Annotated in this window: 13 protein-coding genes; 6 read left to right on the forward strand and 7 right to left on the reverse strand. The window is 44.9% G+C overall.

Features of this window, described 5'->3' with window-relative positions; genetic code table 11:
- Positions 1-39: 39 nt before the first annotated feature.
- Both MKY44_RS23390 and MKY44_RS23395 read left to right on the forward strand, forming a co-directional pair.
- The gene (locus MKY44_RS23390) at positions 40-1,089 is read left to right on the forward strand and encodes a glycoside hydrolase family 53 protein (protein ID WP_036605759.1); all 1,050 of its coding nucleotides are present in this window, start codon (positions 40-42) and stop codon (positions 1,087-1,089) included.
- Positions 1,090-1,849: 760 nt separating this feature from the next.
- Positions 1,850-2,305 (forward strand): hypothetical protein, encoded by a 456-nt coding sequence (locus tag MKY44_RS23395; protein WP_221823564.1) that lies wholly within the window; start codon positions 1,850-1,852, stop codon positions 2,303-2,305.
- 543 nt (positions 2,306-2,848) lie between these two features.
- Here MKY44_RS23395 and rarD read toward each other — a convergent pair.
- From rarD to MKY44_RS23420, 5 genes are all read right to left on the reverse strand, one after another.
- Entirely contained in the window at positions 2,849-3,727 is an 879-nt protein-coding gene (gene rarD / locus MKY44_RS23400; RefSeq protein WP_341008824.1) for an EamA family transporter RarD, read from the reverse strand.
- A gap of 150 nt (positions 3,728-3,877) precedes the next feature.
- Positions 3,878-4,456 (reverse strand): hypothetical protein, encoded by a 579-nt coding sequence (locus tag MKY44_RS23405; RefSeq protein ID WP_341008825.1) that lies wholly within the window; start codon positions 4,454-4,456, stop codon positions 3,878-3,880.
- 344 nt (positions 4,457-4,800) lie between these two features.
- Positions 4,801-5,196: a hypothetical protein gene (locus MKY44_RS23410; RefSeq protein ID WP_341008826.1), complete on the reverse strand. Its 396-nt coding sequence runs from the start codon at positions 5,194-5,196 to the stop codon at positions 4,801-4,803.
- Between the two features lie 254 nt (positions 5,197-5,450).
- The gene (locus MKY44_RS23415) at positions 5,451-6,092 is read right to left on the reverse strand and encodes an NAD(P)-dependent oxidoreductase (protein ID WP_036605754.1); all 642 of its coding nucleotides are present in this window, start codon (positions 6,090-6,092) and stop codon (positions 5,451-5,453) included.
- A gap of 225 nt (positions 6,093-6,317) precedes the next feature.
- A complete protein-coding gene (locus MKY44_RS23420; protein ID WP_062837974.1) occupies positions 6,318-6,674 on the reverse strand; it encodes a HesB/IscA family protein in 357 nt (118 codons plus the stop codon).
- Between the two features lie 443 nt (positions 6,675-7,117).
- On the opposite strand from MKY44_RS23420, the gene mqnE reads away from it, so the two are divergent.
- Positions 7,118-8,224, forward strand: coding sequence for an aminofutalosine synthase MqnE (mqnE, locus tag MKY44_RS23425; RefSeq protein WP_341008827.1), 1,107 nt, complete (start codon positions 7,118-7,120; stop codon positions 8,222-8,224).
- 234 nt (positions 8,225-8,458) lie between these two features.
- Positions 8,459-9,520, forward strand: a complete 1,062-nt coding sequence (locus MKY44_RS23430) for an NAD(P)/FAD-dependent oxidoreductase (RefSeq protein ID WP_036605751.1) — start codon at positions 8,459-8,461, stop codon at positions 9,518-9,520.
- On the opposite strand, the gene MKY44_RS23435 is transcribed toward MKY44_RS23430, so the two are convergent.
- Positions 9,517-9,771, reverse strand: coding sequence for a YuzB family protein (locus tag MKY44_RS23435; protein WP_036605750.1), 255 nt, complete (start codon positions 9,769-9,771; stop codon positions 9,517-9,519). The genes MKY44_RS23430 and MKY44_RS23435 overlap by 4 nt on opposite strands.
- A gap of 80 nt (positions 9,772-9,851) precedes the next feature.
- Between MKY44_RS23435 and MKY44_RS23440 the strand changes: the two genes are divergently transcribed.
- Positions 9,852-10,097: a NifU family protein gene (locus tag MKY44_RS23440; protein ID WP_053783253.1), complete on the forward strand. Its 246-nt coding sequence runs from the start codon at positions 9,852-9,854 to the stop codon at positions 10,095-10,097.
- Positions 10,098-10,235: 138 nt separating this feature from the next.
- Here MKY44_RS23440 and MKY44_RS23445 read toward each other — a convergent pair whose 3' ends face one another.
- Complete coding sequence (locus tag MKY44_RS23445; RefSeq protein WP_017692411.1) at positions 10,236-11,015, reverse strand: SDR family oxidoreductase; 780 nt, start codon at positions 11,013-11,015, stop codon at positions 10,236-10,238.
- A gap of 167 nt (positions 11,016-11,182) precedes the next feature.
- Here MKY44_RS23445 and MKY44_RS23450 point away from each other — a divergent pair, with 167 nt between their 5' ends.
- On the forward strand, positions 11,183-12,187 hold the full coding sequence (locus tag MKY44_RS23450) for a DUF2167 domain-containing protein (RefSeq protein WP_341008829.1): 1,005 nt from the start codon (positions 11,183-11,185) through the stop codon (positions 12,185-12,187).
- The last annotated feature ends 43 nt before the right edge of the window (positions 12,188-12,230 follow it).

Here is a 12,230-nt window from a genome sequence, read left to right on the forward strand (position 1 = left end):
AGGATGCAACTCAACCTAAATCCGAGGAGGCATCTTGTAATGTTCAAAAATGTAAGGGGTTTCAAGACATCCATCATGTTGGCTTTTGTTTTGTTATTCACCTCCATCATGTTGCCCGCAGGTCAGCATGCCAGCGCAGCACCAAGTTTCGCCAAAGGAGCCGACATCAGTTGGGTTCCCGGAATGGAAGCCCAAGGTTACAAATGGAAAGATAAAAACGGGGTACAGCGTGACATCATTGATATTTTGAAAAAAGACTATCAAATCAATTCCGTTCGCATTCGGGTATTCGTTAATCCTTCGAATGATTATGGGAACGGTTACATGAATAAGGATCGTGCAGCTGCACTCGCACAACGTGCCAAGAATGCTGGCATGAGTGTAATGCTTACCCTGCACTATAGCGATTCCTGGGCAGACCCTGGTCAGCAAACCAAACCTGCTGCCTGGAAAAACTATACGTTCCAACAGCTCATGGATGCGGTATGGAACCACACTCGTGAAGTTATGACGGCGATGCAAAGCAAAGGCGTTACCCCGGACTGGGTACAGATCGGTAATGAAACAAGCAACGGCATGTTATGGGAAGATGGCAAAGCATCCACCAACATGAAAAACTATGCGTGGTTGGTGAATACAGGCCATAACGCAGTGAAATCCCTGAGCAGCGGCACCAAAACCATTGTGCATCTGGCAGGTGGGGATGATAACGCCCTTTATGTATGGAATATTGGTGGTCTGATTAATAACGGAGCTAACTTTGACATGATCGCCATGTCCCTCTATCCTTCAGCTTCCGGCTGGAATACCGCTGTTACAAATACGGTAAACAACGCCAAGGATATGATCAACCGTTATGGCAAAGAGATCATCATCTCCGAAATTGGCATGGACAATAACCAGGCTGCAGCTGGCAAAAGTTTTGTTGCCGCGATGAAAAACCAAATTCGCAATCTGCCAAATGGCAAAGGTAAAGGTGTATTCTACTGGGAGCCTCAGGCTACACCAGGTTATAACAGTGGATATGGTAAGGGCGCTTGGCAGTCGAATATGATGCCAACTGTTGTCATGGAAGGATTTATTGACTAGAACACGGAGAGGTTAGAAGTTTGGATGGGAGCAGTGGTGGCGTTCCGGTGGCGGATCGTTCTTATGATCGCTGTTATCCCCAGATTTTTATGAATTCCCCTTATAAGGGGAAAATCCGGGGATAAAGGCGACCGCTCCGCCTCTTCAGAATCGATTCCGCCCCCTCCACTACGTTGCTGCTCCTTGAGACACTTCTAAAACCGTGCGTAGGCAAGTTATTAGGGTAATGAAGAGCGGAAGGCGCTATTCCTGGTGGGAGTAGCGCCTTTTTTTACGTTAGAGCGAGCTATACGGCTGAGGGTTCCAATTTGGGAGCATTGGTGGCGTTCCGGTGGCGGATCGTTCTTATGATCGCTGTTATCCCCAGATTTTATGAATTCCCCTGATAAGGGGAAAATCCGGGGATAAAGGCGACCGCTCCGCTTCTTCAGAATCGATTCCGCCCCCTCCACTACGTTGCTGCTCCTTGAGACACTTCTAAAACCGTGTGTAGGCAAATGGATTAAGTAGTAAGGTAAACAAGAGCTTGAGGCGCTGTTCCCGGTGGGAGTAGCGCCTTTTGGCGATGAAGTGCGTTGAGGGGGCAGCGTGGTCGGCGTTCCGGGGGCGGATCGGGCACTCCTAAAGCGTGTCGCAATCAATCGAGGAGGGGTGCATCACTCGGGCTGGAGACTGATGTTCTTTTGGCTTACATATGAATATAATAAGTTTATTGAGATAACACATAGGATCAACTTCTAATTGGAGAGGAGGCATAAGGATGAGTTTTTTAAAAGGGTTCGGTCAGTTAGCTGGGGAAGTTACCGGGAAAGTGTTGGGCGGCAGCGTGAGGGTTGTTGGTGAAATCGCGGGAAGCCCCTTTATCAAAGAAATCGGGAACGGCGTAGAGAAAGCCACAATTAATACAGGCAAAACCGTTGGACAACTGGCTAGCGGGACATATGATCTTGCCAGTGGTGCAATTCGAAAAGATGATACCGCCATAGACGCGGGGCTTGCCGATATTGGAGGTGCTGTAACCAATACTGCAAAAGGTGTAGCGATATCAGCCAAGTATGTATATAACAGCGGTAAAGATGTTGTTGTGGGCATGAAAGAGGAAGATAAGGACAGAGTCAAGCTTGGTGCCAAGAATCTTTTAGCTGCTGCTGCGGTAACAACACTCGCTGTCGGTGTCATTGATGCAGTTGATGGGGCTGAAGGTGTAGATACGTAGGATTTGGATTAGATCACCAATAACACAACAACTGAAGAAATACAGCCTAGCAGGGCAACCAAAATATGGAGACAACTAAATGAGATTTTTTCAAGTAAAATCCGTTGTCTCTTCTGAATTAAACACGAGTAGATGAACACCGTTATCACAACGGGCAGATATAAATGAAGATCCGGACCATCCGTGCTCGGTAATAGTTGATTAATATATCTACCTATCGTCTCGTTGACCATCATGAACCCATATATACTACCGATTATTGCTGAAACTGCAAACTGAAATAGTATCTGAACTACAGCATTCTTTACAAAGAATGGATCACGTTTGCGGTAACGGTTATTAACCATCATATATCTGTCGCCTCCTCGTTTTTCTATTACTCTTTTTGGTTACTATTTTTGATTACTACTCCTGTATTTTACCATAACGTTGATCAGCCTTCCTTTTTAGTTTTTATCGACCTATCGCTCCCCCACAAACAAAAAATTGCCCTCTCCACCTCATTGGCAGAAAGGGCATTTATAACGATTAAGATACCTCTGTTCAGCTTACCTTAGCGAGTCTCGTAGCACGTATCGATGCGGCAGCGTATACGATGAGCGCTGTCCAGATGAGTGCGAAACCAACAAGCAGAACTGGCGAGACCGTTTCCTTGAACACAAACACACTCAGGATCAGCATGATTGTCGGCCCAATATACTGTACAAAGCCGAGTGTGGACAATGACATTCGAGCAGCCGCCCGTGCAAAGAACAGCAGCGGCAACGCCGTCACCACACCGGAAAGCAGCAGTTCGAAGAACATCGGTGCAGGCAGCGTCCATGCCGTTGCTTTTCCTACAACGGCCAAGTAGATCCAGTAGCCCAGTGCGACGGGCAGAACTACAGCTGTCTCGGAAAATAAGCCCACTGAAGCGTCTTGCTTGATCTTCTTCTTCGCCAGACCGTACAAGCCAAATGACACGGCCAATGAGATCGCAACCCATGGGAAACGCCCGTAGTCGATAGCGATGATAAGCACCGCGACACCAGCGATAGCAATCGCGAGCCATTGTCCACGGTTTGGCTTTTCATGAAGGAAGACAACCGCCAGCAGCACATTCAGTAACGGGTTCAAATAATAGCCCAGACTTGTCTCAACGACATGCCCGTTGTTAACCGCCCAGATGAAGATAAGCCAATTAATAGCAATTAGCAGCCCACTCGCGGTAAGGGACAGCAGGGTCGAACGACTGGTAAGAATGCGCTTCATGTCCCTCCAACGACGTTGGACGGCAACGAAAATCCCCATAAAGACAAATGACCAGACAACCCGGTGCGATAAAATCTCACCTGCCGGTACATTTTCAAACAACTTCCAATACAGCGGGAGAACTCCCCACATGATATACGCAATGATCGCGTTGATTAATCCACTATTCATAACTGTATCCCCTCTTATTGCTCTGATATCTCAACGGATTATACGCCTCGATCCTCATTTAAGTAAAGGGGGTAATAGGTCATACAGGAATCCATGCCTAGTTCAAATGAGTTTTTCTTTGAGCAAAATTCCCCGCTTAGCGCAACCAAATTATGCTTTGCGCTTTTTCTTTCTTACTCTCATGAAGAAGATAAAGATCGCCGCAAATACGACTACACCTACGATAAACAAATCAATATCTTGCTCAAACATAAACCACATTTTGTGTTCTACGTTCACTTGTTGTTTTGGTGGAAATCCTTCCCCGAATAGCTCAGTTGCTTGGTTCAAATGATTCATTTCGATGGTCAAACTGCACGGACTACTACTTAATTCGCCATCCACTTCGCTAAAGTATATTAAGTATTTGTTACCTTCCTTGAAATCAAATCCCCATGTGAAGTTAGTTGCAATAATTAGTTGAGAGTCAACTTCAGTATTCCAACTCCTCTCAACTTCCACTAAAATATATCTAATTTTCTCTTTGGTCCCCGTAAATCCCTCTTGCTTCAAGTCGACCTTTACTTGCTTTACTTCACCATAAACAGCTCCATCATATATTTCTAACTGTTCTTGGGGACCTCCCGATTCAGCACATGACAAAGCGTTAGCATTTTGTGCATTTGGGATAAAAAACACGGTGGATATAAAAAATATTAACGTGAATATACGAAGCTTCAGTTTTTCCACCTTCTTCTCATAACGTTATTTCTACATCTTTATTGACCTGTTTAACAGGTAAAATGTTGCATTTTCCCTGGCCGTTAGGTGAATAAACAAAGAAGCAACCAATCGGACACAATTGTTTGCTCCATTTGTCTTTATTAAGTTATTATTCAAGACTAATCTAAAAGAAATAAAACTAAGATATTTTTCTTACAGCAAACCATAACTCAACAAAATTCAGTCCATCTTTAACTCCAGTAATTTCAAATTCCATTCCGTCGACCTGTTCATATCCTGTAGTAGGAAGCCATTCAGAAAAGAATCGTTTATGTATGGTAGCGTCACATTTGATCCTATTTTGGTTACTTTCACTTTCCTCCAACATGAAACACACCAATTACGGTTTCACCATCTTTGTCATACAGTGGAATATCCCACCCGTCTGGTGATCTGCTGTTCTGTATCGCAATAGCTTCTTCAGGTGTTTTTGGTTGCTCGCCATCCATGTCTTTTTTCAGCAGATATCCTTCTGTACCATCCACACCAGTAGCCAAGATTAAATCAGGTTCTGTTTCTGGAGAAGTCGCATATATGTTAGAACCGTATGTCTGTCCATTCTTATTTTTCGGATAAAGAGAAGTGATGTGAATTTGATTCAGCGCATTTTTAACGTTTGGATATTGGGATAACCCTGAACCACTCGATTCATTCATCATAAAAACCACAAAGATCAATAGTATAACTCCATTAGAATACATCTTCACAACTGTTCACTCCCTCATACTTTTGAACTCGCAGAAATTCCAATGAAGAGAAGATGGTTTTCATATAATCACATTTCCTTCCCATCTTTAGAATAATATAACATAGATTCAAAGGAGTAGTTGAAAGTTGAACTATAATCATCTAATCTGTCTAACGTTATTGCAGAACTTCTCTCTTCGAAAATATAAAAAACGAACGCCGATCTGTGGAGATCAGCGTCCGTTTGTATATTACATATTATTATTTGAAAGTGTTACTTCACTTCGCCAACAACGGTAAAGCGCTCGTTTTTGTGTTGTGGATTTTCGATCTCATCAACCAAAGCAATCGCATAGTCTGCATAGCTGATATAGCTGTTACCTTCACTGTTCACGAGAATAACGTCGTTGCCTGCTTGATATTTGCCGGTGCGTACGCCTTCTGGATTAAAGAATCCAGCCGGGCTCAAGAATGTCCATTGAATACCTGAGGATGCTTGTAGATCCTGCAAGTTTTGGCCTTGGTTCGTTGCAGTTGCTTTGTAAGCATCAGGGAATCCTGGGGATTCAAAGACACGCAATGTTTTGGACTCGTCTGTGAACAGGCTTCCTGCTCCACCCACCACGATCAGACGAGTGTTTGGTGCATCCTTCAGGATGTTGATCAACGCTTGTCCTACTTCCACATGCAGGTTTTCTTTACCAGCTGGAGCACCAAATGCATTTACAACCACATCGAATGCTTTAAGATCTTCAGCTGTAAGATCAAATACATCTTTCTCCAGCGTATTCAGGCTTTTATCTTCCAATTTGGATGCATTACGAACGATTGCCGTTACTTTATGACCTCTGTCTGCTGCTTCTTTCAAAATTACACTTCCTGCTTTGCCTGTTGCACCAATGATTGCAATGTTCATCATGATCTCTCCTTTAAATTATCGATATTGTTTATGTTTGAACTTTATATTGTAACTATAGTTGTTACAACTAAGTTTGTCAACCATGATACTTTCAGTACACGCAAAAAAGCCCCTGATATCATACCCGTGCTAAAAGGATACAATTCAGAGGCTAGCTATTAAAGGGATTGCAAACTGCTTATTTCATAACAAGATTGAGAAACCGCTGTACAACTCAGTTTCTTAACAATCCTTATCAGGCACACCCGCATCTTCCTTCGTACGGAAAGAAGATCCACAGCCACAAGTGGCTACCGCGTTCGGATTATGGATGGTGAACCCACCCGTCATACCGGACTCTTCAAAATCAATTTCAAGTCCATTCAGATATTTCAGGTTTTCCTTCTCAACTACAACCTTCATGTTCTGAATATCCATATACAAGTCCTCATCGGACTCTTTATCGTCAAAGCCCATGGCGTACGAAAATCCGGTGCAACCGCCCGGTGCTACGCCAAGACGGAGGAACATACCAGGTGTCTCTTGCTGTGCAAGCATCTCTTTCAATCTGTCAGCAGCCGTTTCGCTGATGTTAATCATGCCAGGTCACTCTCCTTTTCATTAACTCTTCTTTAAATTATACTCCACCCCGTCAAGGGTCTCAAGTCATGTTTGCCTCTTTCCGCGTTCCCCCTCTACTCCTTTTTCTTCCCAGTGTATTGAACCCCCGCGACACGAGGTTTATAATGAATAGGTGGTCGCACTGAAATGTCGATATTTTGTCATGACTTATTCAGGTGACGATCATATATAGAGTTGTAATTTTTTTCACATTTCGAGACTGTCCGCAGTCCCCAATGCATATAGAGTCACATGACTCACTTTAATGAAAAAATTAGCTTTACGTACGCAGCACACGCTGCACCGGGTAAATAAGAGTTAGTCCTTATAAGAAGGCGGCAGTTGACCGCATCTTTGCTATGTAGTTCTGTATACAGATCCTACACACAACTCAAATCCGGTTAAGAACAGGAGGAAACAGTATGTCTACATTGGTAACACCGTTCACAGACAAAAGAATGGCTGAAATCGTTGAGAAAGTGCAGAACGGCGTAAGGCTGAACGTAGAAGACGGCGTATATCTGTATGAAACAGATGATCTGCTGACTTTGGGCCAGCTGGCCAATGAGGCCAACCTGCGGAAAAATGGTAAGAAAGTATATTTCATCGAAAACATGAGTCTTTATTTTACAAACGTATGCGAAGCCCGCTGCGCTTTTTGTAATTTCCGTAAAGACCAGGGTGAAGAAGGCTCCTATACATTATCCGGTCAGGAAATGATCGATTATGTGGAACAGCATATTCATCCGGGCGTACGTGAGTTCCATATCGTAGGCGGACATAACAACCATGTTCCTTTTCAATATTATGTCGATTCCCTGCGTGCTTTAAACGAGAAATATCCGGATGTTACACTGAAAGCTTACACGGCAGCCGAGATTGATTTCTTCACCCGTATTAGCGGGCTCAGTATCAGAGAAGTTCTGCAAGAGCTGCAAAAAGCAGGTCTGAAAACATTGACTGGTGGCGGCGCTGAGATTCTCTCGGATGAATATCGCAAAAAAATGCGTGTAGACAAAGCCAACGTGGATCGTTATCTTGAGGTGCACCGTACAGCTCATGATCTCGGCATGCGTACACATACTACGATGTTGTATGGATCGATCGAATCCTATGAGGACCGCGTCAACCATATGGTGCAAATCCGTGAATTGCAAGACGAGACCAACGGATTCATGGTCTTTATCCCGCTTTCCATGCAGCCAAAAAGTAAAAACGCGAGTATTATGCGTCGTAACTCGGCTTATGAGGATCTCAAAACAATTGCGATCAGCCGTCTGATGCTGGATAACATCGATCATATCAAAGCATACTTCATTAACATCGGTCCACAGCTAGCTCAAGTTGCCCTTGGATTTGGTGCTTCGGATGCACACGGCACGATCGTTCGCGAACGGATTAGTCATGCGGCAGGTGCACTCACACCTGAAGGCCTTACACGTAAAGAGCTCATATGGCTCATTAAGGGTGCAGGACGTATTCCGGTAGAACGTGATACGTTCTACAATGAAATTCAAGTGTACGAATAGGATATAACTCCATCCACAACCAATATTGCACCAGCACCACTCCAGAACGCAGCTTTCATTATTGGCAGACGTTTGAATTCGAGTGGTGCAAACTGCTGATTAATATCTTGAATTTTCAATGTCTACTTTTCAATTATTCAAATCATAACAAAAGGAGCAGCTATGTTATTGCATAGCTGCTCCACAGTTTACAGCCCCATTTCAGTGGGACTGATGCAGAAAGGAAGCCGAGTCATGAAAAATTTCGTCATTCTTGGAGGCGGCTATGGCGGCCTCACCATCATCAAGGAACTTCTGGAGGGTAAAATTCCATCCGATACACAAATTATTTTGGTGGACCGCAGCCCCTTTCAGGGATTAAAGACAGAATATTACGCACTCGCAGCAGGAACCGTATCTGATTATGACCTGCGTATCCAATTTCCAGTGAGCGATAAAGTCACTTACCGTTATGGAGAAGTTACTTCGATTGACCTGGAACAGCGTCAGATTGAATTTGAAGGCCAAGACCCGCTCGTGTACGACAAACTTGTCATTGGACTTGGTTGTACAGACCGTTTCCACAATACGCCAGGCGCCGAAGACTACAGCTGTACCATTCAGAGCTTTAGCAAAACACGCGAGACCTACCTGCGCCTTAATGAAGTCAAAGCCTATGGCAATGTGCATATCGTAGGTGGCGGATTAAGTGGTGTCGAGATAGCAGCCGAACTTCGTGAGAGCAGACCGGATCTGAACATCAGCATTTTGGATCGTGGTGAACGTGTATTATCCGCTTTCCCGCAACGTCTATCCGTGTATGTGCATGAATGGTTCAACGAACATCAGGTAGAGACACGCGGGCATATCGCCATTTCACGCGTTGAACCTAATGCTATCTATAACCGGGATGAACAGATTCTCACGGATGCTGTCGTGTGGACTGCAGGCATTCAGCCCGTAAAAGTGGTACAGGATCTGGACGTGACCAAAGACCCTCAAGGTCGTGTCGTCCTGAATGAATACTACCAAATCCCGGAATATACCGATGTGTATGTCGTTGGTGACTGTGCCAGTGTACCTTACGCCCCTAGCGGTCAAGCTGCGGAAGTACAGGGTGAGCAGATCGCCCATATTCAGCATGCCCTCTGGAAAGGCGAAAAGCCCAATCCACATCCACTCAAGCTTCGTGGCACACTCGGTGCACTCGGCAAGAAGTCTGGGTTTGGGCTGATGGGCAAAACGTCCATGATGGGACGTGTACCTCGTATTTTGAAAAGTGGTGTGCTCTGGATGTCCAAGCGCCATCTCGGTTAGTCGAGATCGAGCTCGTCCCAGACATCGGCTTCAGCAATTTTGGCCAGAATGGCGTTATATAGATCTTCCACTTTGTCCGTGATGACAACTTCGCCATTCACCAGTGCAAAAGGAGTCATAGAACATTGGCCGCAGTTGGTGAGGCAGCCGTATTCAATCACGTCATAGTCTGGATTTTCTTCCAGTTGATCCATGACTTCATCTGTGCCAAAATGCATATTATTGGCACAAAATTCAATAATCGGTCTCATTTAAGTTCACCTGCTTTGTTTGACCATTTTAATTTGTGGCCATTTGTAATATAATATAGGAAGGAAAGGAGTTGAACAATATGAGCGAAAACGCACAAAGCACCATGTATGATGAGGTATCTGATGTGCTTGATAAACTTCGTCCGTTCCTGCAGCGCGATGGCGGTGACGTGGAACTGGTCGACGTGGAGGACGGCATCATTAAGCTGAAACTGGTCGGTGCCTGCGGCAGTTGCCCAAGCTCCACCATTACCTTAAAAGCCGGGATTGAACGTGCCCTTCTCGAAGAAGTTGAGGGTGTACAAGAAGTCGTACAAGTATTCTAATCAATCCTTCACGAAATAAACCTCAAGAGCCTTTCGCTTCGCATGAAGCGGAGGGCTCTTTTTTTGTGTGCATATGCAGAGAATCCATGTTCACAGTCACCTTGACCCGTTTCCACGTACAATCCTTCAATTCACCTTTTAAGTATCCTCGCGCTGTATGGTGGGACGAATCGGATCAAGTCCTCCAGATACATCCATAATGTTACCTGTTATAAAATCGGAATGATCAAGGCACAGATACGTAATCACTCGTGCAATGTCTTCACCGCTACCTGGGCGCCCTCTTGGCGTTTCCTCGTCGGTGATACCTGCCATTTCATCAATCGTTTTCTCTTTGTTCGCACCACGAATGTCACCTGGACATACCATGTTAACCGTAATTCCATACGGGGCTTCTTCAACCGCGAGTGTCTTTGTAAAAGATACCAGACCCACCTTGGCAGCCGCATATACGGCGCGATGAGGCCAAGATCTCGCTTCTCCAGCATGACTGAAGCCAAAATGGATAATGCGTCCCCATTGCTTGCGTCTCATCTCTGGCAAAACACGCTGATCCAGTAACATCGGTCCCAACAGATTTCCCTGCACAAGCATCTGGACCTCAGCTTCAGAATAATCAGCAAATAATCGTCGTTCACGGACAAATGGACCTGCGTTATTCACCAAAATATCAATGCTGCCCAGGTTACCTTCCACCTGCTCAACCAATGAAGAGATATCTTCCACCTTGGATATATCAGCCTGGATGGCAATGCACCGCACACCCTTGGCTATAATCTGAGCCTTTAAAGCCTCAGCTTCTGTTCTGCTGTGTACATAGTTGAGGGCAATATGGCACCCTTGATCTGCCAGACTGAGGGCCGTCATTTTACCAAGACCTTTGGCACTTCCCGTTATGAGGGCAATCTTTCCCTTCACGTTCATCCCCCTCTTCAAAGAGCAGTCACTATCCAGTATAAAAGATTTATCGTCCTCCTACAACTCGCTTATCCACAAGGGATTATCCACCTTTAATTCCAAATATATCTTGATTGAAAACAAACACCTATGGTACTGTCGAGGATATAACCCGAAAGGACCACTACATGAATATAATGAACAGAAGATGGATATCATTTCTTACACTTTTAATGTTGAGTTTATTCACAGTCTTTAGTGCCTTACAGGTATCAGCGGCAAGTGAGAATGAGCAAGCACCTGATGAGTACGATTGGATTACTGGACCAGCATCTGTCTCTCTGGACGGTAAGGCCACCCTGGAAGTCCCTGAAAGCCATTCCTATCTGGATAAGCCCAATACCCAACGCTCGATACTTAACAGTGATGGGAAGCCTAACGGGAATGAAATCGGAAGCCTAACCAGCAATAGCGAATTCGGCTCGTGGTATGTTGTGTTCGAGTACGTGAAGACGGGTCATATCCATGATGACGATCAAAATTTGAATGCCGAAGAGCTGTTAAGCAGTTATATCCGAGGCACAGAAGAAGATAACAGAGAACTTGATCCTGAATATAGAACGTACATAACGGGGTGGGAAATCGAACCGGCATATGACAGTGCCAAACATCAGTTGGTTTACTCCCTTGGTTTCAAGAATGCTGATCAGCAAGCCATGGTCAATTACAATGTAAAACTCCTGACACGCGAAGGATACATCACAGCCATTCTGGTTACAGATACGGCCAACTTTCAACAGAGCCGTCAGGCATTCGAGGAAACCGTACTTCATAAGCTGAGCATCAATGCAGGATACACCTACGAGGAGTACAATGCTTCGACTGACAAAACATCCACCATAGGACTCAACAGTCTTCTGATGGGCGGGATCGGGTACACAGCTTCCCAGAAATTCAGTGCTCTTCTTTTGCTCAAAAAAGGATGGGCTTTGATCCTCGTTGTCGTTCTCGGTCTGATTGGGTGGATCAGATACAAGATCAAAAGCTCACACGGAGAAGAAGAAACACTCTCTCCCTCCGAGAGAACGTACCTGCAAGAAGCAGATGAGCAGCAGTATGCTGATCAGAATGAATTATCTTACTACCGCCAATCTGGACATCAATCTGACGTGGAGAAACAAGATAAGCCCTAACCCTTCCCTTATTGATCCCACGTCAGCACAGACTTAGGAAACA

Source organism: Paenibacillus sp. FSL R7-0026 (assembly GCF_038004485.1).
GTDB classification, from domain to species: domain Bacteria; phylum Bacillota; class Bacilli; order Paenibacillales; family Paenibacillaceae; genus Paenibacillus; species Paenibacillus xylanexedens_A.

Excerpts from the sequence above, each read along its gene's own strand:
- MKY44_RS23390 (WP_036605759.1), top strand. The coding sequence starts at position 40 with ATGTTCAAAAATGTAAGGGGTTTCAAGACATCCATCATGTTGGCTTTT.
- MKY44_RS23395 (WP_221823564.1), top strand. The coding sequence starts at position 1,850 with ATGAGTTTTTTAAAAGGGTTCGGTCAGTTAGCTGGGGAAGTTACCGGG.
- rarD (WP_341008824.1), bottom strand. The coding sequence starts at position 3,727 with ATGAATAGTGGATTAATCAACGCGATCATTGCGTATATCATGTGGGGA.
- MKY44_RS23415 (WP_036605754.1), bottom strand. The coding sequence starts at position 6,092 with ATGAACATTGCAATCATTGGTGCAACAGGCAAAGCAGGAAGTGTAATT.
- MKY44_RS23420 (WP_062837974.1), bottom strand. The coding sequence starts at position 6,674 with ATGATTAACATCAGCGAAACGGCTGCTGACAGATTGAAAGAGATGCTT.
- mqnE (WP_341008827.1), top strand. The coding sequence starts at position 7,118 with ATGTCTACATTGGTAACACCGTTCACAGACAAAAGAATGGCTGAAATC.
- MKY44_RS23430 (WP_036605751.1), top strand. The coding sequence starts at position 8,459 with ATGAAAAATTTCGTCATTCTTGGAGGCGGCTATGGCGGCCTCACCATC.
- MKY44_RS23435 (WP_036605750.1), bottom strand. The coding sequence starts at position 9,771 with ATGAGACCGATTATTGAATTTTGTGCCAATAATATGCATTTTGGCACA.
- MKY44_RS23440 (WP_053783253.1), top strand. The coding sequence starts at position 9,852 with ATGAGCGAAAACGCACAAAGCACCATGTATGATGAGGTATCTGATGTG.
- MKY44_RS23450 (WP_341008829.1), top strand. The coding sequence starts at position 11,183 with ATGAATATAATGAACAGAAGATGGATATCATTTCTTACACTTTTAATG.